Annotated in this window: 18 protein-coding genes and 1 tRNA gene; 5 read left to right on the plus strand and 14 right to left on the minus strand. The window is 64.1% G+C overall.

The window, feature by feature from the left end:
- The first annotated feature begins 14 nt into the window (after positions 1–14).
- Together AC3FLX_RS14085 and AC3FLX_RS14090 are read left to right on the plus strand one after the other, a co-directional pair.
- Entirely contained in the window at positions 15–731 is a 717-nt protein-coding gene (locus AC3FLX_RS14085) for a response regulator (RefSeq protein ID WP_488697459.1), read from the plus strand.
- Between the two features lie 59 nt (positions 732–790).
- Positions 791–866 (plus strand) — tRNA-Phe (locus tag AC3FLX_RS14090).
- A gap of 95 nt (positions 867–961) precedes the next feature.
- Here AC3FLX_RS14090 and AC3FLX_RS14095 read toward each other — a convergent pair.
- The 6 genes from AC3FLX_RS14095 to AC3FLX_RS14120 form a co-directional block, all read right to left on the minus strand.
- Positions 962–2,443 (minus strand): dihydrolipoyl dehydrogenase family protein, encoded by a 1,482-nt coding sequence (locus AC3FLX_RS14095; protein WP_488697461.1) that lies wholly within the window; start codon positions 2,441–2,443, stop codon positions 962–964.
- A 79-nt stretch (positions 2,444–2,522) separates the two neighbouring features.
- Positions 2,523–3,416, minus strand: coding sequence for a patatin-like phospholipase family protein (locus AC3FLX_RS14100; RefSeq protein WP_488697463.1), 894 nt, complete (start codon positions 3,414–3,416; stop codon positions 2,523–2,525).
- A gap of 14 nt (positions 3,417–3,430) precedes the next feature.
- Positions 3,431–3,844, minus strand: coding sequence for a PaaI family thioesterase (locus AC3FLX_RS14105; RefSeq protein ID WP_488697464.1), 414 nt, complete (start codon positions 3,842–3,844; stop codon positions 3,431–3,433).
- A 208-nt stretch (positions 3,845–4,052) separates the two neighbouring features.
- Complete coding sequence (locus AC3FLX_RS14110; RefSeq protein ID WP_488697465.1) at positions 4,053–5,567, minus strand: tripartite tricarboxylate transporter permease; 1,515 nt, start codon at positions 5,565–5,567, stop codon at positions 4,053–4,055.
- Positions 5,568–5,601: 34 nt separating this feature from the next.
- Complete coding sequence (locus AC3FLX_RS14115; protein WP_488697466.1) at positions 5,602–6,075, minus strand: tripartite tricarboxylate transporter TctB family protein; 474 nt, start codon at positions 6,073–6,075, stop codon at positions 5,602–5,604.
- A 190-nt stretch (positions 6,076–6,265) separates the two neighbouring features.
- Positions 6,266–7,234: a Bug family tripartite tricarboxylate transporter substrate binding protein gene (locus AC3FLX_RS14120; protein ID WP_488697468.1), complete on the minus strand. Its 969-nt coding sequence runs from the start codon at positions 7,232–7,234 to the stop codon at positions 6,266–6,268.
- Between the two features lie 436 nt (positions 7,235–7,670).
- Between AC3FLX_RS14120 and AC3FLX_RS14125 the strand changes: the two genes are divergently transcribed.
- On the plus strand, positions 7,671–8,165 hold the full coding sequence (locus AC3FLX_RS14125; RefSeq protein ID WP_488697470.1) for a hypothetical protein: 495 nt from the start codon (positions 7,671–7,673) through the stop codon (positions 8,163–8,165).
- Between the two features lie 30 nt (positions 8,166–8,195).
- Here AC3FLX_RS14125 and AC3FLX_RS14130 read toward each other — a convergent pair whose 3' ends face one another.
- Positions 8,196–9,950 (minus strand): diguanylate cyclase, encoded by a 1,755-nt coding sequence (locus tag AC3FLX_RS14130; protein ID WP_488697472.1) that lies wholly within the window; start codon positions 9,948–9,950, stop codon positions 8,196–8,198.
- A gap of 184 nt (positions 9,951–10,134) precedes the next feature.
- On the opposite strand from AC3FLX_RS14130, the gene AC3FLX_RS14135 reads away from it, so the two are divergent.
- Positions 10,135–10,827: an aspartate/glutamate racemase family protein gene (locus tag AC3FLX_RS14135; protein WP_488697474.1), complete on the plus strand. Its 693-nt coding sequence runs from the start codon at positions 10,135–10,137 to the stop codon at positions 10,825–10,827.
- A 60-nt stretch (positions 10,828–10,887) separates the two neighbouring features.
- Here AC3FLX_RS14135 and AC3FLX_RS14140 read toward each other — a convergent pair whose 3' ends face one another.
- The 4 genes from AC3FLX_RS14140 to AC3FLX_RS14155 all read right to left on the minus strand — a co-directional run bounded on the left by AC3FLX_RS14140 (position 10,888) and on the right by AC3FLX_RS14155 (position 15,656).
- The gene (locus tag AC3FLX_RS14140; protein WP_488697476.1) at positions 10,888–12,081 is read right to left on the minus strand and encodes an MFS transporter; all 1,194 of its coding nucleotides are present in this window, start codon (positions 12,079–12,081) and stop codon (positions 10,888–10,890) included.
- A gap of 120 nt (positions 12,082–12,201) precedes the next feature.
- Positions 12,202–13,374 carry a DNA polymerase IV gene (gene dinB / locus AC3FLX_RS14145; RefSeq protein ID WP_488697478.1) on the minus strand — a complete coding sequence of 391 codons (1,173 nt, stop codon included), beginning with the start codon at positions 13,372–13,374 and terminating at the stop codon, positions 12,202–12,204.
- Positions 13,375–13,488: 114 nt separating this feature from the next.
- Positions 13,489–14,394: an EamA family transporter RarD gene (gene rarD / locus AC3FLX_RS14150; RefSeq protein WP_488697480.1), complete on the minus strand. Its 906-nt coding sequence runs from the start codon at positions 14,392–14,394 to the stop codon at positions 13,489–13,491.
- 125 nt (positions 14,395–14,519) lie between these two features.
- On the minus strand, positions 14,520–15,656 hold the full coding sequence (locus tag AC3FLX_RS14155) for a TRAP transporter substrate-binding protein (RefSeq protein ID WP_488697482.1): 1,137 nt from the start codon (positions 15,654–15,656) through the stop codon (positions 14,520–14,522).
- A gap of 358 nt (positions 15,657–16,014) precedes the next feature.
- Here AC3FLX_RS14155 and AC3FLX_RS14160 point away from each other — a divergent pair, with 358 nt between their 5' ends.
- Entirely contained in the window at positions 16,015–17,697 is a 1,683-nt protein-coding gene (locus tag AC3FLX_RS14160) for a carbohydrate porin (protein ID WP_488697484.1), read from the plus strand.
- On the opposite strand, the gene AC3FLX_RS14165 is transcribed toward AC3FLX_RS14160, so the two are convergent.
- The 3 genes from AC3FLX_RS14165 to AC3FLX_RS14175 all read right to left on the minus strand — a co-directional run bounded on the left by AC3FLX_RS14165 (position 17,681) and on the right by AC3FLX_RS14175 (position 20,069).
- Positions 17,681–18,460 carry an aquaporin gene (locus AC3FLX_RS14165; protein ID WP_488697486.1) on the minus strand — a complete coding sequence of 260 codons (780 nt, stop codon included), beginning with the start codon at positions 18,458–18,460 and terminating at the stop codon, positions 17,681–17,683. The two genes, AC3FLX_RS14160 and AC3FLX_RS14165, sit on opposite strands and share 17 nt — an antisense overlap.
- A 104-nt stretch (positions 18,461–18,564) precedes the next feature.
- Complete coding sequence (locus AC3FLX_RS14170) at positions 18,565–19,461, minus strand: DUF2272 domain-containing protein (RefSeq protein ID WP_488697488.1); 897 nt, start codon at positions 19,459–19,461, stop codon at positions 18,565–18,567.
- 329 nt (positions 19,462–19,790) lie between these two features.
- The gene (locus AC3FLX_RS14175; protein WP_488697490.1) at positions 19,791–20,069 is read right to left on the minus strand and encodes an HU family DNA-binding protein; all 279 of its coding nucleotides are present in this window, start codon (positions 20,067–20,069) and stop codon (positions 19,791–19,793) included.
- Positions 20,070–20,878 lie beyond the last annotated feature (809 nt).

Below are 20,878 nucleotides of genomic sequence, written 5' to 3' on the forward strand. Positions count from 1 at the left end.
TTAAGAGGGGAAGTATGGCAACCATCCTCGTAGTCGATGACGAAATGGGAATCCGGGAACTGCTCTCGGAAATCCTCAGTGACGAAGGACATGTGGTCGAGCTCGCGGAAAACGCCCAGAAGGCGAGGGATTTCCGTGCGCAGGCCACGCCTGACCTGGTGCTGCTCGATATCTGGATGCCGGATACCGACGGCGTCACGCTGCTCAAGGAGTGGTCGGCGCAAGGCTATCTGACGATGCCTGTGATCATGATGTCGGGCCACGCCACGATCGATACGGCCGTGGAAGCGACGAAGATCGGCGCGCTGAATTTCCTTGAGAAGCCGATTGCGCTGCAGAAGCTGCTGTCGGCTGTCGAAGCCGGCCTGGCTCGTGGTATCGAACGCCCGCGCACCGCACCGGTGACGGCCGCGCCGCTGACCACCTCCGGTGCCCCGGAAGCCGCCGCGGCTGCCGCCGCGCCGGCCGAGGCACCTTCCGAGATTGCAGCCAACGGCAATCCGTCGCGTGGCGTGCCCGAGGGCGAAATGCAGTTCTCGTTCGACATGCCGCTGCGCGAGGCGCGCGACCTGTTCGAACGCGCGTATTTCGAGTATCACCTCGTGCGCGAACACGGCAGCATGACGCGTGTGGCCGAAAAGACGGGCCTGGAGCGTACCCACCTGTATCGCAAGCTCAAGCAGCTGGGCGTGGAGCTGGGCCGCAACAAACCCGAGCCGACCGAGCAGTAGGAATCCAGCCAGAAAACGCTTGACGCGTCCAGATCTGCCCGTTATAGTTTCGCTTCTTTGGCCCGGTAGCTCAGTCGGTAGAGCAGAGGATTGAAAATCCTTGTGTCGGCGGTTCGATTCCGTCCCAGGCCACCAGATTCAAAAAAACGGACGCTTCGGCGTCCGTTTTTGTTTTGGCGGCGTCTAGCTTTCGGCCTTCGCCTGCCCTCTGGTGCCGGCTCGCGCACCAATCACCCGAACAATTCCTCGGCCACGGTCGGATGCAGCGGCATCGTCGTCTTCAGGTGCGATGCCTTCACACCCAGCCGCAGCGCCAATGCAAGCGTCTGGACGATCTCCGGGGCGGCGCCATCCATCAGGTGCACCCCGAGCACACGGCCACTGCGCGCGTTGTACACGAGCTTGAATACCGAAGGCGTCGGCACCCCGCCAAAGCGGTTTTCGAGCGACACGAACCGTTTGATCTCGGTGCGCACGCGATCAGCCTTGCCGCCGGCTGCCTCGATGGCTTGCGCCTCCGTCAGTCCTACCGCGCCAATGGCCGGTTCGCAGAACACCGCCGTCGGCACGAACTCGAAATCGACCATGTCTCCGCGTTTGCCGAACAGCCGATCGGCAAGCCAGCGCCCCTGTGCCACGGCGACTGGCGTGAGGTGCACGTTGTTGGCCATGCAATCGCCGATCGCATGAATCGATCGGACGCTGCTGCGGAACTGGCGATCCACCGTGATGCCACCCTTGTCGTCGAGCTGCACGCCCAGCGCTTCAAGACCCAGCCCCGATACGTTCGGTTTGCGGCCGATTGCGGCAAGCGCGGCCTGCGCGCGCACGGTCTGCGTGCGGCCAGGATTGTCACCCTGCGTGTAGCACACCTCGAACGCGCCGTTCGACTGCGACACCATCGTGACTGCCGCGCGGAAATGAATGCGTATGCCCTTGGCTGTCAGCGCCTCGGCCAGCGCGGCGGCAATGTCGTGATCGAATTTCGGCAGCAGGCGGTCTTCGCGCACCAGCAGGTCCACCTTCACGCCGTAGCGCGACAGGATCGACGCCATTTCCACGGCGATATATCCGCCGCCGATCACGATGATCGAACCCGGTACCGTCTGCCAGGTGAAAAGATCGTCCGATGAACTGACCAGCTCGCCACCTGGCACCGGCAGATCGATCGGACTGGCGCCGGTGGCGACCAGTACCTTTCCCGCGTGCACAACTTCGTTGCCGACGACGATGTCGCCGCGTTCGTTGAACTCGGCCGCGCCGTTCCAGATCTCCACGCCGGATTCATTAAGCCGCTGCTTGTACGATGTATTGAGTCGCGCCACCTCGGCATTCACGCGCACGATGGCGTCGCGCCAGTCTTCCTTGCCGCCAGTGTGCGAGAGACAAGTGGAGAGAATCGACGCCCATCCGGCACCATAGGACAGCATCTTCTTTGGCACGCAACCGCGATTGACGCAGGTGCCGCCAATCGCATCGCGCTCCACCAGAATCACGCGCGCACCGTGCGATGCCGCGCGCCGTGCCGCGGCCACGCCGCCGGAGCCGGCACCGATCACAACGAAGTCGGTCTGGCGTGCCTTGGGGCGCGCATCGCGCTTGCGGGGTACGCGCTCGACGATGGGTTCCGCGCTGGCCTCGCTGGCGCGACGCCGCGCTTTCGCGGTCGTTGCCCGGGTGGCGGTTTCGGTTGATGCCTGACGTTTTGCCATTCAATCCTCCTTGCCTGCGCGGCCTACCGTGGGTATCGCCGCATGCCAATCCACCAGCGCCACACGTGGCGGAACCTCCCTATGACGCCGGAAAAAGATCCTGCTGAATGTCGGGCCATTCGCGCAGAAACACTTCCGCGTCTCGCCGGCCCAGGTCGTACGCATGCGTCATCGCCTCGGGCTTGGTGTAGTCCCAGCTCGAAATCGGCACACGTTGTGACGGTTGCAGATACAGGCGGCGCTGGCCGCCCGTTTCGATGACAAAGCGGCGCGGGCGCGGATAGAGCCGCGTCACAAGCACCAGCACATTGCCCGGCGTCTCATCGAGGGCGTCGACGGGCACGTTGTCGACCAGGCCGCCATCGAGCACCGCTCGTCCATTCCGGCGCAGTACCGGCGTGAACGGCGGTGTCGATGCCGACTGCAGCAGCAGGTCCGCCAGATCCTCGGGCGAACGGCAGTCCTGCGCCAGCACGAACTCCGGATGAAAACCGAGCTTGCGGCCCAGCCTCGGGTGCAGCGTCTTCAGCAGATGCTTGTCGATGTTGTAGGCGAGCAGCCCCGCGGCCACGGCCAGGCGCGGCCCGGTCCAACGCGGAATGTGCGCCACGCCGATGCGAATCTCGGGCGCTTGCTGCAAGCGGTCCAGGCGGTTGTCGCCAAACAGCGAAAGCAGGGCGTTGCGATAAATGCCGTAGTGCGGAAACACGCGCTCGCGCCGTAGCAGGTTGCCCCAGTACGCATTGCGCGAATTGTTGGCCAGCACATCGCGGTAGTAAGCCATCGTCTGATGCGAGTCGTGCGCATAGACCATGCACGCCGTGGCAGCCCCCGCTGAAATGCCGGCTATCACGCGCGGACGCAGCCGCAGTTCCGGCGCCACGGTGTCCCACCATCCGGCCTGCCACCAGCAGCGGTTGCCGCCTCCGGCAAAGACGATTTGATCGAACGGCTGAGGGATGGAAGCTGACATCGCGTTCGCGGGATTCAAAGCAGCGCGTAAGTCGTGGTGGCCTGCACCGCGAGCTTGCCGTCCTGCCCGGTCAATTCGATCTCGCCGAACACCACGGTCTTGCCCAGGCGCAGCACGTTGGCGCGCACCAGTACGTCGCCATCGATCACCGGACGCATGAAGTTGGTGGTCAGCGTGACGGTGGTCATCGGCCGGAATTCGCCCAGCGCGGCGGAGACGGCGACGATCATCGCGGTATCGGCCGCCGACATCAGCACCTGGCCGCACACCACGCCGCCGGCATGGCGAAAGCTTTCCTGGAAGGGCAATCGAAGCGTCACGCCGTCAGCGTTCACGGCTTCGGCACGCAGGCCGAGCTGACGCACCCAGGGGGCCAGCACGCGTTCAAGCGTGGCGTCGATATCGGCGATGGTGAATGTGGCAGGCACGTCCCGGTCTCCTCGGCGCGCGGATGTTGTTTGCGCCAATGATACAGGGGGTCGGGGGATGTGGCTCCTCTCTCCCATCAAGCAGGAGAAGGGCCATGAGAGTGGGTGATGCGGCGCTGGCTTGCCGAACGCGGCATCCCGAATCGCGGGGCGCTTCCCCGGCCCCTTTCCCGCCAGGCGGGAGAGGGGGGGAAAGCCAACAGCGACTTTATGCCGCGTTGTCCGCCTCGGCGCGCGCGGTCGAGCGGTTGGCATGCCAGCGCAGCAGGCGCGGGATCACGACGACGCCCACCGTCATGGCCAGGATCGTGGCCGAGATCGGCTGCTTGATGAACAGGCTCCAGTCGCCCTGGCCAATCGACAGCGCGTTGCGCAGCTGCTTCTCGGCCATCGGCCCCAGGATCAGGCCGACGATCACTGGCGCGGTCGGGAAGTCGAAGCGACGCATCGCCATGCCCAGCAGGCCGATCACGAACAGCAGCAGCAGGTCGAACCACGACTGGCGGATGCCATAGGCGCCCAGGCCGGCAAAGATCAGGATGCCGCCATACAGCAGCGGGGTCGGCACGCGCAGCATGCGCACCCACAGTCCGATGGCCGGCAGGTTCAGCACCAGCAGCATCACATTGCCGATGTAGAGCGATGCCAGCAGGCCCCACACGAGGTCGCCCGAAGTCTGGAACAGCATCGGACCCGGCTGCAGGTTGTAGTTCTGGAACGCCGCCAGCAGGATGGCCGTGGTGTTCGATGTCGGAATGCCCAGCGTCAGCAGCGGTGCCAGCGTGGCGGTCACTGCCGCGTTGTTGGCGGCCTCGGGGCCAGCCACGCCTTCGATGGCGCCAACCTTGCCGAATTCCTCCTTGTGGTTCGACAGCTTCTTCTCGGTCGCGTACGACAGGAAGGTCGGAATCTCGGCGCCGCCGGCAGGGATCAGGCCGAACGGGAAGCCGATGAACGTGCCGCGGATCCACGCCGGAATCGATCGCTTCCAGTCGGACTTGTTCATGTGCACCGAGCTGAGCTTGTTGAACGTGCCGTCCGGTTGCGGGAAGAACGCATTGAACAGTGCCTCGCCCACGGCGAACAGGCCCACGGCTACCACGACGATGTCCACGCCGTCATACAGCTCCTGGACGTTCATCGAATAGCGCGTCTGGCCCGACAGCGAATCCATGCCGATCAGGCCGATGCCCAGGCCCAGGAACAGACTGGTCATGCCACGCAGCAGCGACGAACCGAGCACGGCCGACACGGTCGTGAAGGCGAGCATCATGATCATGAAGTACTCGCCCGGGCCGAACTGCAGTGCCACATCGGCGGCAACCGGCGCGAACATCGACAGCAGCACCGTGGCGATGGTGCCGGCCACGAACGACCCGATCGCGGCCGTGGCCAGCGCGGGGCCGGCACGGCCGTTCTTGGCCATCAGGTTGCCTTCCATCGCGGTGACCATCGTCGACGACTCGCCGGGCGTGTTCATCAGGATGGACGTGGTCGAGCCGCCGTACATCGCACCGTAGTAGATGCCGGCGAACATGATCAGCGCGGCGGTGGGTTCCACCTTTGCCGTCAGCGGCAGCAGCATCGCCACGGTCAGGGCCGGGCCGATGCCGGGCAGCACGCCGATGGCGGTGCCCAGGAAACAGCCCACCAGGGCCCACATCAGGTTGATTGGCGTAATGGCCACGGCAAAGCCGTGCATCAACTGGTTCAAGGTATCCATGTCAGGTTCCTCCCGTTGGCGTAGGGGTAGGGGCTCAGAAGCCCGCTACCGGCAGCAGCGGCAGGTTGATGCCGAGCAGGAAATCGAAAAGTGCCCACATCGGCAGCGTCAGCATCAGGCCGATCAGCGCATCGCGCACGATGCGGCGGCTGCCGTAGCCACGCGCCACGCATACCATCATCAGCGTGGACGAGAACACGAAGCCCAGCGTGCCGATCAGTGCCATGTTGGCAACCAGCCCCGCGGACACCCACAGGAAGCCTTTGAAATTGTGCGGCGCCGACGGCAGCTCGGCATCTTCCTCGGGCATGTTCCGAAAGCCACCGCGCAGGCCCTGCCACAGCAGCAGCGCACCGCAGACGGCCAGGCCGATGGCCACCAGCGTGGGCACGAAGCGTGGCGACAGGCCGGCATAGCCCTCGTCACCCGAGATGCCCGGTAAGCCGGCAAAGAAGAACACGGACAACGCCAGGATGGCGACGCCGATGGAGACGTGGGATGGTTTCATGGTGGGGCTCTCGGATGGTCCTGCCACCCGCGCGGTCACGGGGCCCGGTGACATATCGGTATGGTTTTCGGTGTTGCGCAGGTGGCGGCACCGGTGCCCCGTGCCGTCCTCCGTGCTGCCGATCAGACATCGGCAGCCGGGCGGGAACGACAGGTTGAAACGGACTTGCGGTAAAGCTTCGGGGCAGGCCTTACTTGGCCACGCCCAGTTCGCGCAGCGTGGCGCCCAGGCGGGTGGATTCGGCCTCGACGAACTTGCCGAACTCGTCGCCGGTCAGCAGGAACGGCGTCCAGTCGTTCTTCTGCAGCGCTTCCTTCCACACCTTGTTCTCGGTGCCCTTCACCACGGCGTCGATCAGTGCCTTGCGTTGATCGGCGGTGATGCCGGGCGCGCCGTACACGCCGCGCCAGTTGTAAATCTCCACGTTGACGCCCTGTTCCTTCAGCGTCGGGATATCGGCGGTACGGTCCTTCGACGTCACGGCCAGCGCGCGCATCTTGCCGGTCTTGATGAACGGCAGGAATTCGGAAACACCAGCGATACCGACGGTCACGTGACCGCCCAGAATCGACGCCGATGCCTCACCACCGCCCTGGAACGGCACGTAGTTGATCTTCTTCGGATCCACGCCGATATCCTTGGCGATCAGGCCGGCCAGGATGTGGTCGATGGAACCCTTCGAACCGCCGCCCCAGCTTACGCTGCCGGGGTTGGCCTTGAGTTGCGTGGTCAGGTCCTTCATCGACTTGATCGGCGAGTTGGCCGATACCGTGATGACCATCGTATCGGCGAACAGGCGTGCGATCGGCGTGGCGTTCTTGAGCGTGACCGGGGGATTGTTGGTTTCGATGGCACCGACCATCACCGCGCCCGTCACGACCAGCGCATTCGGGTTGCCCTTGTCGGTGTTCACGAATTGCGTGAGGCCGATGGTGCCGCCGGCGCCGCCCTTGTTGTCATAGGACGCGCTCTTGGCCGTGCCTGCCGCAACCATTGCCGCGCCGATCGAGCGGCCGGTCTGGTCGTAGCCGCCGCCGGGGTTGGCGCCGATCATGACCTTGAGGTTGTCGACGGCATAGGCCGGTGCGGCAACGACGGCGGCAGCCAGCGCGGCCGAAGCGGCGAAGACATGCGTAAAGCGGGCAAGCGTGCGAGGCATCGCGGTCTCCTGTCTTTATTGGAATGTTGGTTGTGCTGTTGATTCGTCTGGCGATTCACCGCGTGGATACAGCGGTAGCCATGACCCGGATTCTAGAAGCGCGAAACTGTCAAAACCCTGTCAAAACAGTCGTCTCAAGCTCGGGGTTTACGTGGGGTTGTCTGCTTTGTCTACGCCGGGCACGGACGGCCGCTTGTCGTTTTTTGGCATCGTTGCGCCAACCAAGTCAGATCTGCACATCTTTGACTTGGCGCGCGTCTGACATCTCACTACGATTGGTCTCAGTTGCCTGCCGCACCGACTCACCGGCCGGACAGCGCGACGAAAATAAATGACAAGGACCATCGCACAACGAGGCGATGGCCGGTTCGGGATTTTCCGGGTTCGCCGGTTTTCGGGTGACGTAAAAACAAGAAGTTTCTGGGGTCAATCAATCATGGATACAACGATCAAGGCGTCGGACGGCTGGCCGCCCGAGCTCGACGCGGGGGCCGACCGCGGCCTGTGGAAAAGCACGATGGCCGCCGCCAGCCAGGCGCTGGAAGCCGCCAAGGGCATGCAGGCAGCCGTCGGGCAGACGCTCAAGCTGCAGCACAAGATCATGGCGTTGCGCGACGAGCTGCATCGTGCCGAAGCCGAGCGCGATCTCTACCGCGACCTGCATGCGCGCACCGTCGACGAACTCAATCACACACTCGACCTGAGTCCCCCCGAATGGCAGCGCCTGCGCGCCGATAACGAGACGCTGCAGATCCGCCATCGCGCCTACAAACTGCTGGTGCAGCACTACGCCCGCAGTGGCACGCCAATCGATCCAGCCACATTCTCCGAGCAGCGCAGCCGCGTGCAGCAGCACATCCTGTTCCAGCGTCGCAAAGGCATTCCCGTGTCGGTCATCACGGCCGACGACATTGCATTCCTGTTGCGCTGAAGCTTGCCGAAGGAGCTGTCATGAACTGCCTTATCCCTGGACAGGCGGCACCCCTGCATTGCCGGCCGGCACATCAGCCGCGCACACCTGGTTGCGGCCCCCTTGCTTGGCGGCATATAGACGGCGGTCGGCCGTTGCCAGCATGGCATCGAGTGTCTGGCACGCGTCGATCCCGGCTTCTGCGACACCAATCGACACAGTGAAACGGATGCGCCCGTCGCCCGAGTCGGACGGCGGCGCATCGGGGGCTGGGTCCACCACGGTGGCCTGCACCGCAAGCCGCAGACGCTCGGCGGTATGCGTGGCTTCCGCCAACGTGGTACCGGGCAGCAATACCGCAAACTCCTCGCCGCCGATCCGCGCCGGCAAGTCTATTTCGCGCAGGTTGCCGCGCAACACGCCGGCCAGCGCGACCAACACATGGTCGCCGCTGGCGTGGCCCCAGCGATCATTCACGCGTTTGAAAAAATCGATGTCGAGCATCAGCATGGACAGCGGCGAGCCATCGCGTCGCTGCCGTGCGGACTCCTTGCCGAACTCCGCGCCGTAGTGCCTGCGGTTGGCCAGTTGCGTAAGCGGATCGGTTTCCGCCAGGCGCTGCATCTTCTCGCCAGCAGCCAGGTAGTGATTGAACAGCAGCGTCACCACACGCAGCGTGACAAACATCAGCAGCGGCAGCGCGAGCCAGATCGCAAGCAGCGGCGTACTGGTACGTTGCAGGACGGCGCGCCATAGGTCGGCATCGCTGAAGGTTTCAACAAGCAGCCAGTTGTCGCGATAACCGACTCGCTGAAAGAACAGATACTGACCGTTCACGTGGCGCTGGCCGGAACCTTCTTTAAAGAGCTGCTGTAGCGATACCTTGTTCCAGGCTGGATCGACATCGTCAGGCCACTGCATGTCGATCCTGACGGTGTGCTCGCTCGAAGCGATGATGGCGCCGTGATAGTCCAACAGGAAACGCGTGGCATCCGCCTGGTCGGGCAGTCCGATCAGCTGACGCAGGCGCGGCAGGTCGACATCGACGGCCACCACACCGCGAAAGCGGTTGGACACATAGACCGGAATGCTCAGCGTCGTGCGTAGCTGCGTGCTTTCGAATTGCGTATAGACGCGCGTCCAGCGAATGTCATGCGAGGTGTCCCGATCGGGCAGCATGTCGCGGTAATACGAAATGTTGCTGAAGCGGCGGAACAGCGCGGGCGCTTTATCCACGGCCAGCGCGGGATAGGTGACGTAAAGCCCGTTGCTGGAGATAAACGTCAGCGTGCTCCTGGCATCGTCGCCGTCAAGCAGGCTGAGTCCGAGCACATGGCTCAGTTGCCGCGCCGCATACAGGTCGGCGCGCAGATCGGCATCGCGGCGCTCGAAGCCTTCCAGCTCATCGAGCTTTGCCTGCGACGTGCCCACCACCGGCGAATCGCCAAGCGGCACCTCCATCTGCCAGATCGGCAGGTTGCGCATCTGGAAGGCGCGCTCCACGGCGGGGTCGGTCTCGGCGGCGCCGCTGTCATAAATCGAAATCAACTGCTGTGCGTAGTCACGCACGAAGGTCAGCTTGGACCGCTCGGATGCGAACACGGCTTCCATGCCAAGCGAACGCAGCGTCAGGTCGTGCTGTCGTGACGAGAGGACGCGCTCGCGCAGCAGATACAGGTCTCGTATGGCAACGATCGCCATCAGCAGCATGGCAAGCGTAAAGCCGACGATCACCACGCGCTGCGGATGCATCAGTGCCGCGCGTGGCAGCCAGCGCGGCCGCGGCAGCAATTTGCGCCATGACATCGGAGGTCTCCCCGGCAGGGCCCGCCGCGCGGCGGGCATTGAAACGACTGTGCGACCAATCCCAGCTATGCCAACTGCGGTGCGGCTTGCGGCGTTTCGTCGCGGTATGCGGCCGGCACAGTGTAGTGCAGCGTCGCCGCACATGCCATCATGCGGACCACACACCGATCAAAGGAGACGTGACATGCCGCAGCATATCGGCATCGTGGCCTGTTCCGCCGAGGGGGCGGCGCTGTGTTATCGCACGATCTGCATGGAGGGCGCCCAATATCTCGGGCCGCACGGACATCCGGAAATTACGATGCATACGCCATCGCTGGCCGCCTATATCGCTTGCCTGGAGCAGGGTGACCGGCAGGGCGTGGCGGACCTGATGCTGCGTTCCGCACACAGACTGGCCGCGGCGGGCGCCGATTTTCTGATTTGTCCCGACAACACGATTCACGCTGTCATGGACCTCGTACTGCCTGGATCGCCGCTGCCGTGGCTGCACATTGCCGAAGTGGTTGCCGATGCCGCCACGGCACGCGGCTTTCGACAACTCGGCATTACCGGTACGCGCTGGCTGGTGGATAGCGAGGTCTATCCGGCCACGCTGGGGTCGCGGGGGCTCGGCTTTGCACGGCCGCCGGCGGCGGACCGCGACGCCATCGACCGCGTGATCATGGATGAACTGGTGCCCGGCGTTCCTACGCCGGACGGCGTCGCCACGTTCCAGCGTGTCATTGGTGACTTGCGTGACGCCGGTTGCGATGCAGTGGTACTGGGATGCACTGAAATTCCGCTGATCATCGACGATGACAATTCGCCGTTGCCGACGCTCGATTCCACCCGCCTGCTGGCACGCGCGGCACTGCGCCGCGCGGTACAGGGCTAGCGCGGCGACGAGTTCGGCGAGTCCGACAAGTTCGACGGATGCGTCAGATCAGCTACGCAATCAGCGGCGTTCGGTGCGGAAGTAGAGCAGGGCCAGCGCGGGCATGGCAAAACCGATCCAGCTTGCCAGCGGCCAACCCGCGCGCGCATACGCCCACGCGCCGACCGATGAGCCGATCGCGCCGCCCACGAAGAAGATGGCCATGTACAGGCCATTGAGACGGCTGCGATGCTCGTCGGACAGCGAAAAAATCGCACGCTGGCCGATCACGAGATTGGTCGATACCGCGAAGTCGAGCAGGACGGCGGCCACGGTCAGCGACAGCAACGACAGCAGCGATCCCTCGGTGCCCACGCGGCTCAACACGAACGATCCCGCACCGAGCGCAAGGGCCAGCGCCGTCATCTGCCGGCTGTGGCCGCGATCGGCATAACGGCCTGCCATCGGCGCGGCAATCGCACCCGCCACGCCGACCAGCGCGAAGATCGCAATACCGGTCTGCGACATATGAAAGGCCGGCCCGGCCAGATACAGCGGCGTGGTGGTCCAGAACAGGCTGAACACACCGAACATGCTGGCCTGGTAGGCCGCGCGGCGGCGCAGTACCGGCTGGGTACGCAGCAGATGTCCCATCGAACCGATCATCTGGGCGTAGCTCACGCCAGGCGCCGGCTGGCGCTGCGGCAGCTTGCGCGCGAGTACGACGCCGAGCAGCACCATCGCTACCGCCGACGCCGCGAAAATGGCATGCCAGCCGAACACGTCGGACACCACGCTCGACACAGGGCGCGCCAGCATGATGCCCATCAGCAGGCCACTGGTGACGTTGCCGACGGCCCGGCCGCGCGCATGCTCGGGTGCCAGGTGCGCCGCGAAAGGTACCAGCACCTGCACGGCCACCGAACACAGCCCGATGGCGCAGCCTGCGACCAGGAACACAGCGGCGTGCGTGGCCAGGGATGCAGCCAGCAAAGCGACGGCGCAACCGCCGACCAGCGTCAGCACTAGCTTGCGGTTTTCGACGATATCGCCGAGCGGTACCAGCAGCAGCAGGCCCACGCAGTATCCGATCTGGATCAGCGTCACGATCAGTCCCGCGATTTCCGGCGACAGGTGCAGTGCGTGGGCGATCGGCCCCACCAGCGGCTGGGCGTAGTAGAGGTTGGCGACGATCATGCCGCAGGCCACGGCCAGCAATGGCGTGATCCAGGCGGCGGGGGCGGCGGTACGTTGGGCGGCGGCGGTAGCGGTCATGAGGGCGCGGGATGGCTGGCGAAAGGCGTTCCCGGGTGACACTTGTCGAAGCCGCCGATTCTACCGGGAGATAGATAGAGCCGTATGACGTGGGGACTTTGGCGTGATGAAGCCCGCCGCTCAGATTTCCGTGGTGTCGTCGAAGCGGAATTCCTCCTGCACCGGCGCGGGGTCGTCCCCCTGCTCAGCCGCCGGCAGCAGGGCGCTGACCCGTACGCCCAACAGGCGGATGCGCCGCTCCAACGGAATCCGCTTGAGGCACTCGGTGGCGCCGCGCCGGATCATCGCCCCGTCGGCGGTATGCGCGGTCATCGTCAGGTCGCGCGTTACGGTGTGGAAGTCGTCGAAGCGCAGCTTGATGCCCACCGTGCGGCCGACATAGCCTTTGCGCCGAAGATCATCGGCCACGCGCATGCAAAGCTTGGTGAACTGTTCCGACAGTACCGGACGGTCGGAACGCGGATGGAGGTCGCGCTCGAACGTGGTTTCCCGGCTCATCGACTTTGGCTCGGAGCTGACCACCACCTGGCGCTCGTCGCGGCCGTGGGCCACCTCCACGAGCCAGCTGGCGTAGTTGCGTCCGAAATGAGCCTGCAGCAATCCCAGGTCGGCTTCGGCCAGATCGCCGACGGTATCGATGCCGATGGCCTGCAGCTTCTCGGCGGCCTTGGGGCCGATGCCGTTCACCTTGCGTGCCGGCAGCGGCCAGATCCGCGTGGGGATGTCCGCCGGCGTAAGGATGGTCAGCCCGTCCGGCTTGTCCAGTTCGGAACCGATCTTGGCCAGCAGCTTGTTTGGCGCCACGCAGATCGAGCAGGTCAGCCCGGTAGCCTCGTTGACAGCGGCCTTGATGCGGCCGGCCACCTCGTGCGGTTCGCCTTCAATATCACTCAGATCAATATAAATCTCATCGATACCACGATCTTCTATTTGTCCTGTGAATGATCTGACGGCGGCCTTGAACAAACCCGAGTAGCGGCGATAGGCATCGAAGTCCGTAGGCAACAGGATGGCATCGGGCGCCAGTTTGGCCGCCTTCATCATGCCCATTGCCGAAAACACGCCCAGCGCGCGTGCCTCGTAGGTGGAAGTGGTCACCACGCCCCGGCCCACATAGTCCCGCAGCCGTGCGTAGCGGCGCGAGCCGTCGGCCATGATTTCGGGCACCGCATTGCGGCCGCCCCCGATCACCACAGCCTGGCCGCGCAGATCGGGATAACGCAGCAACTCCACCGACGCATAGAACGCGTCCATGTCGAGATGGGCAATTCGCCGGGCGACGGTGGGGGGCATGGATAAGGGGCGATGCTACACTGTATAAACGTACAGTATAGTGCGGCACCTGCGATTGCGAAACAGCCCCGTTGCTGGCTTTATATTCACAGTAGAAATTGTGATGTTATTTTTCTACGCGAGTTTATTCTTGGAACCGATATCTCGCTTCTGCATCAATCTGCTGACGAGCAAGCCCTCGACGGCGTAGACGGCCAGCGATATCCAGATCAGCGCATAGCCAATCTGCTTTTGCGCCGGAAACGGTTCGTGATAAAGCCAGATGCCGAGCAGCAACTGGATCGTTGGGCCCGCGTATTGCAGCAGGCCCAGCAGCGACAGCGGAATCCGGCGCGCGCCAGCCGCGAAGAACAGCAATGGCACGGCGGTGATCGGTCCTGCCAGCAGCAGCAGGATCTGCGTACCCGTTGCAGCGGCGCGCGTGGTGTCCTGCCCGGTCAGGAACAGGAATGCCAGTGCGGCGGCCGCCACCGGGAACAGGATCAGCGTCTCAAGCGACAGGCCTTCCAGCGCGCCCAGCGCACCTGTCTTGCGCAGCAGGCCATATCCGCCGAACGAGGCCGCCAGGCCCAGTGCGATCCACGGCAGTTGCCCCGCCGTCCATGTCAGCCAGAGCACGCCGGCAGCGGCAATTGCGATCGACACCCACTGGATCGGGCGCAGCCGCTCATGCAGCAGCAGCACGCCAAGCAGCACGCTGAACAGTGGATTGATGAAGTAGCCAAGGCTGGCATCGACCACGCGATCGGCCGACACGGCCCAGATATAGAGGAACCAGTTGCAGCACAGCAGCCCAGCACTGGCCGCGAAGTTCAGGATCAGGCGCGGATTGGCGGCCACCTCGCGCAACCAGCCGAAGTGACGGCGCCAGAGCAGGATCGCGCCCAGGAATACCAGCGACCACACCATGCGGTGCAGCAGGATTTCCAGCGGCGCCACGCCGTGCAGGGATTTGATGTAGAGGGGCAGCAGCCCCCAGATGATGTACGCCAGCAGGGCGTAGAAGATGCCGAGTTGCATGGGAATGTCCCGGGTAGATGTCCGGTTGTGGGGCGGATTCTACCGGGCCGCGGCCCATCGCGTGATGCAATGAAAAACCCGGCCGAAGCCGGGCTTTCCTTGCAGGTACGGCCAGCGGCAGCCGCTTACAGCTTGCGCGCGTAGCTGAACTGCGCGAACGCCTGCTCGGCCACGTTGAACCAGGCGGCTTCGTTGTTGCGGAACACGCGCCAGTCGTCGTAGATCTTCTTGAACGACGGGTTCTTGGCGCATTCATCGGCATACGCTTCCTGCGTGGCCTTGAAGCAGGCCTCCATGATCTCCTTGGAGAACGGACGCAGCTTCACGCCGTTTTCCAGCAGACGAGCCAGCGCCTGCGGGTTCACGGTGTCGTACTTGGCCATCATGTTGGTATGGGCCTCGATGGTGGCCGTCTCCAGCGCACGCTTGTACAGCGCCGGCAGCTTGTCGTACTCCGGTTGGGACGCGTAGAACGACAGCTGCGCGCTGCCTTCCCACCAGCCCGGGTAGTAGTAGTACGGCGCCACCTTGTAGAAGCCGAGCTTTTCGTCGTCGTACGGGCCCACCCATTCGGCGGCGTCGATCGTGCCTTTTTCCAGCGCGGGGTAGATGTCGCCACCGGCAATCTGCTGCGGCACCACGCCCAGGCGCGACAGCACCACGCCCGCAAACCCGGCCACGCGGTACTTCAGGCCCTGCAGGTCGGCTACCGTCTTGATTTCCTTGCGGAACCAGCCGCCCATCTGCGCGTTGGTGTTGCCACCCATGAAGTTGATGACGTTGTATTCCTTGAAGAATTCGCGCATCAGCTTCATGCCGTTGCCCTGCATCATCCAGGCGTTCTGCTGGCGTGCCGTCAGGCCGAACGGAATCGTCGTGTCGAAGCACAACGTCGGGTTCTTGCCGAAGTAGTAGTAGCCGGCGGTGTGGCCGATCTGCACGGTCTGGTTCTGCACGGCGTCCAGCACTTGCAGGCCAGGCACCACTTCACCGGCGGCAAATACCTTGATGTTGAACTTGCCGTCGGTCAGCTCTTTCACACGCTGGCTCAGCAGTTCCGCCGCGCCATAAATCGTGTCGAGCGATTTCGGAAAGCTCGACGCCAGGCGCCATTCCACGGCCGGATTGCTGCCGACCACGGCAGGTGCCGCCGGGCCGGACGACGCGGCCGGGGCCGCGGGCTTATCTTCCTTGCCACAGGCAGCCAGCGCACCCGTAGCGGCGACGGCCGAGGCCTTCAACAGGAAGGAACGACGTTCCATGGACATCTCCTCTTTTATAGATATGTATGCAGGGCTGCCTTGCGCCAATCGCTAATGTGTTGCCGGAAAGACAGGTCGGACGATTATAGCGGTGGCGTTTTGAGCACGGAGGCCCTTCAGGATGGGGGTTTTCGCTAGGAATTCAGCACTTCCACAACGGTTTTAACGGCCCGGCACCACACGCCCGGAAAAGGCACCCCGACGGTTTCGCAATGTGGGAATTCCAACGCTTTTCCAACGCTTTGTGACGAGGGCGCGGGATTTTGTAACCCGGCTTGCTGTCAAAAAATTCGCCTGATAAAAAATGAGCCCTCCGCCGGCAATTGCATGTGCCGGCCCCGTTGAATTTGTTGTTTCGATGCTGCAAGCCGTACCGCCTCCCTATCGTCAATTTGCCCGCCGCCGACTCGCGTGCGCCGTCCTGGCCGCGTGGGGCGTTGGCGCCTGCGCGCAGACCGGCGGCACTGTGACTCCACCGCTTTCGCCGCCGCCCCTTATCGCGGAACACACCACGCCGCCGGTTGCCTCGGCAGTCGCGGCCGGTGCCGTACCCACGCCTGCGACGGCGGACCCGCTGGGAGACCTGATCCAGTCGGCCAATGCGACGGACGCGGCTGCGACTGAGGCGCCAGGCGCACCCAACGCACCGGCCGCCGGCACGGTGGCCGAGGCATCGGCGTCAACGCCCGATGCCAACCCTGACTTCGTCGGCCCGCCGGACTCGCTGGCGCCCCCACCTCCACCGCCGCCCCCGCTGGTACTGTTTCCGCACAGGCTGGGCGAATTCCTCGCGCAGGGCGGCGAGACACGGCCGGCCGCTCGCAACGCGGAAGATGCCGATATCGCCCCGGAAACGCCGTCTGATGCACCGCCGGTGCTGCGATCCCAGTTGCCGGCCGACGATCCCGCGGGCGACTCGGTCTGGCGGCTCGGCTATAGCGGTCGTGCCGCGGTGGAAGACCGCTCCGGTACGCAGCGCGCCTGTCCGGGCGGTGGTACGCCGTCGGCCGGGTTTGGGCAGGGGCTGGCGTGCACCAGCTCGGGCGAGGTCAAGATCCGCGAATCGGTGGCCGATATCGGCGGCGGCGCGCAGGTCCAGCTCGTGGCGCAGGCCAAGGGCACCAACGCCACATCGGTAAATGGCAACGCCGCCGCCGTGGATCCTTACGCGCTGGTGCCAAATTTCTATACGTCGGTGAGTGGCCTGTCAGGCCTGTCCGTGCTCGATGGCGCCAGCGTCTGGGCTGGCCGGCGCGACAGCAGCCCATTCCTGATGTCGTCGGGGCTGTTGCCGCCGAATTCCTCGTCGATGCGCTTTGGCATCGACAACGCCAAACTTGGCGAGTTTGGCGTGAGTTATCAATACACCGCGCGTAACGACCTAAATGGGGCCAAGCTTCCCAGCTATCACTCGGTGCTGAGCGCGCCGATCGGCACCAATGACAAGGGTTCCGTGCGGCTAGGCTTCACTCGCGTAGAGCCGCTGTCGCAAATCGAGGATACCGGCAGCGCGTGGTGGGCTTCGGCCATGCATGAGCAGAAGGGCGTGCTGTATGGCACCAACCGCCTGGGCTTTCAGTATGGCCAGGGTTCGCGCACAGCCATGACCGGCTTTTCGGGCATGGGCAACGCGCTGTCGCGCGTGCGGGTTTCGGAATCGATGGAGTGGAAGGGCAGGTCGGGCCTGGCGGGGTCCGTGGAATCGAGCCTGCAGCTCGACCGTTCCGGCATCGGCACGCTGCAATGGGCAGCCACCCGCGTGCGTCCTGCCTTTGTGGCCAATGACCAGTTCAAGCTCTCCTTTGAGGTGGCGCACGACCAGATCTCGTCCGGGTTTGGCGTCGGCGGGCAACGCACGGCCTTCACCGTGGCGCCAACACTGACGCTCGGCAAGTCCACGGGCAACGCAAACCTGCGGGCGTTCTACACGTATAGCCGCGCCAACGACGTGGACGGCATCACATTCGCCGCGCCTACCGATGCCTGGGCATCGCAGGCCACCGGCTCGATTTTCGGCGTCCAGCTCAATCGGCGCTGGTAAGCCCGGCGCGACGTTTCCAGATGCGGGAGGGCGTGGCGCTCCCCGCGTTCGTCGCATCCGGCACCGGTCGGCACAGCCAGTGAAATAGCAGCGTTGCATTCACCGAACCAAATATCTGAGCGAGAATAAACGCAGGAATATCGATAGCACGAATACCTGTGAATGAATCGGTCAAAGCGCAAGCCACGGTCAGTGCGGGATTGGCGAACGATGTCGACGACGTAAACCAGTAGCCGGCCGTGATATAGCCTGCGACCACAAAGGGCACCAGCCCTGGCCGGGAGCGCCCGGTGGCGATGGCCAGCCCGATCAGGCCGAACGACGCAAGACACTCGCTCCACCACATCGGGGCGCCGGTACGCGCCTGCGTCGACATCGACAGCAGTGGCAGGCCGAACATGGCATGAGCGGCCATCACGCCCAGCACCGCACCCGTCAGTTGCATCAGCACATAACCGGCGGCATCGCGCACCGACATCCGGCCCTGCACCAGGTTCGACAGACTGACCACGGGGTTGAAGTGTCCGCCCGATACCGGACCGAGCGACACCAGCAAGGCCACCAGGCCGGCCCCCGTCGCCAGGGCATTGCAGAGCAGCGCCAGCGCGGTATCGCCGGCGGCAAGCCGCTCCGCGCGGATGCCCGAGCCCACCACGATGGCTACCAGCAGCGCCGTACCCAGCGCTTCGGCAACCAGCCGGCGGGCAATATTCGGAACAGGAGTCGGAACGGTTGTGGCGAGGGAGGACGCTGCGATGGACATGCGGGAGATCGGCAAAATACGATCGCGCAGTGTTTCGCGGCAGGCACAGCCCCGTCAATGCAACGGGGCGATGTTGAGAAGCTACCTTCGGTATCGAATGCGGGTTACTGGAGATCGCTGCGCATGATCAGCAGCCACGGCATGTGCGAATTCGTGAAACCATCCAGCTGGCCAGCTTCGTTGAGGTCGATCACATCCATCGATACCGATTGCTGGACGTTGCCGCCGATGGCCTTGACCACGCGCGCCGCGCGGTCCACTTCCACCACGATGTCGCAGTGCATAGGCGTTGTGCCAAAGCCAATCTCGCTGAGATCCGTGAGGTACTTGTCGCGCCCGCGACCCGCGCAGATCATGTCGCCGGGACGTGGCAATCCCGGCACGGGTTCGACGTGAAAGGCCGGCCGAGGCAGGATGCCGTCGCGCGCGTCCACCACGTACATCGAATGTGACTGGCCGGTCAGGAACTGGTCGGTGTCGAGTCCGGCCTTGCGCATGACCCAGGAAATGAACACGGCCGACCATGCCCACGCGCCCTGCGTGACCTGGCGGCAGTCCGGCGCTTCGCCCACGATGCCCCAGTAGCGCTGGGCCATCCGGCAGCCCTTCGGCGTGGCCTCCATGCCTGTGCCATCGGGAAAGCGCAGGCAACTGGCGTCGCCATCCTCTTCCATATCGACGTCAGCGGACGGGTGGGCGGCAGCGCCATTGGCGCCCATGCCATTCGGCGGCATGGCGGGCGCCGGTGCGGTAAGCGGACTCTGCGTCACGCATGCGGAATCGTCGCGGCCGATGTGCACCACCTGGCTACCCCATTTGCGCCATTCCTGCAGGGCGATGTCGACAATCCTCTCGCGCGCCGTGGCGCCGGGCGGCGTGGCCACGCGCTCATAGTCGGGCAGGGGCACTGCCTGCGGACGTGCCGTACGCGGCGGTGCGGTGCTGCAGCCACAGAGCACGGCAAGCGCCACGACTCCGGTCAGCCTCTGCCAGGTACGCATGCGCGCCTGTGGAGAATGCTGTGGAAGTTTGTGTGGAAAGCGCTGTGAATAAGGCTGTGGAAATCTGCGCGGGCGCAAGCGGAACGACATATCAGCCCCGTAAATCCTGATATCGCGCAAAGCCTTGATCAGCCAAGCGTGAATGACATTTTCGCGCCGCGGCCGGCCCCCTGTGAAGTGGTGCTGCCGGCTGTGCGATTCTCCACGCGGAGCTGCGGGAAAAAAGGTGTGGATAACGTCCCCGCGCGCTGCGCACCTGTGCCGCTATAGGGCTCGGGCGGCGGCACGGCGGGGTCATGCGAACCGGGCGAACAGCTGGCCCGTCGGCATTACTGGTTGACTGCGTCCTTGAACTTCTGGCCAGCCTTGAACTTCACGGTCTTCGCAGCTTCCACCTTGATCTCTTCGCCGGTACGCGGGTTGCGCGCCATGCGCTCGCCACGTTCGCCCTTGCTGAAGGTACCAAAGCCGATCAGGCTCAGGGTTTCGCCCTTGGCCACGGCATCCATGATGGCGCTCAGGGTCACGTTCAGGGCCTGCTCGGCCTTGGCCTTGGTCAGACCGTCCACGCCTGCTGCGATCGCGTCGATCAGTTCAGTTTTCGTCATGCTTCACTCCGTATCGAGTTGAAAAAACACTGACGTCCAGACCGGGGGCTCCCGCTGGAAGCCGCCCCGGCAAAGACGCCGCGGGCCACATCATACCGTGTCGGACACGCCTCACCGGGAACAGTTTGTTACGGGTACCTGCCGCGAAGCCGCTTCAGCCATAGCTTGGCGGGGATTTGCCCGATCTTGGCCGGGGTGTCGCAAGGTATACGTGGCGACAGGGCCGATGGGGTTTCAAGCGGCCCGAACGTCATGGAAGCGCGTATACGGCCCTGGAAGCCTCTGGAAGCGTTTGCTGGGGTCACGGCAGTGACCGGGCGCCGCGGAGCGTGCAGGGCGCGTATACGTTCCTGGAAAGGGGACTGGCAATCTCCAGGAAGGTTTACGTCGGGACGGTATACCCCGACGCATGCACCAGGCCCGTTGCACATTTTTTCATCTCGACCGAATTCGCATGGCAAATCCCCGGGGCTGCGTATACGTCCTCGACGGACGTCCTCATGCGTATGGTTTACATCTTTCTTTTATGTATACGAATAGTAGTGATAGATAAGGCACGGCCGTTTCTGTGGATAACCACGTATACGTCAACAGGATCAAGCGTTTACGTATACCGAAAGCACGGGGAAGAGATGTTGGTCCGCCGGGATGACTCATCCTTCTGGACGGGATGAGGGACGTATACCCGCCGACTTGTTCGTATACGTTCCCCATGCCAGCCCCAGGCAACCCACACCAAAACCGCCCGCTTATCCACAAAAACAGGCCCGGTTATCCACATCGGTATACGTGACCCGCGCGTATACCTG

The sequence above is a fragment of the Cupriavidus sp. 291-E7 genome (assembly GCF_057798835.1).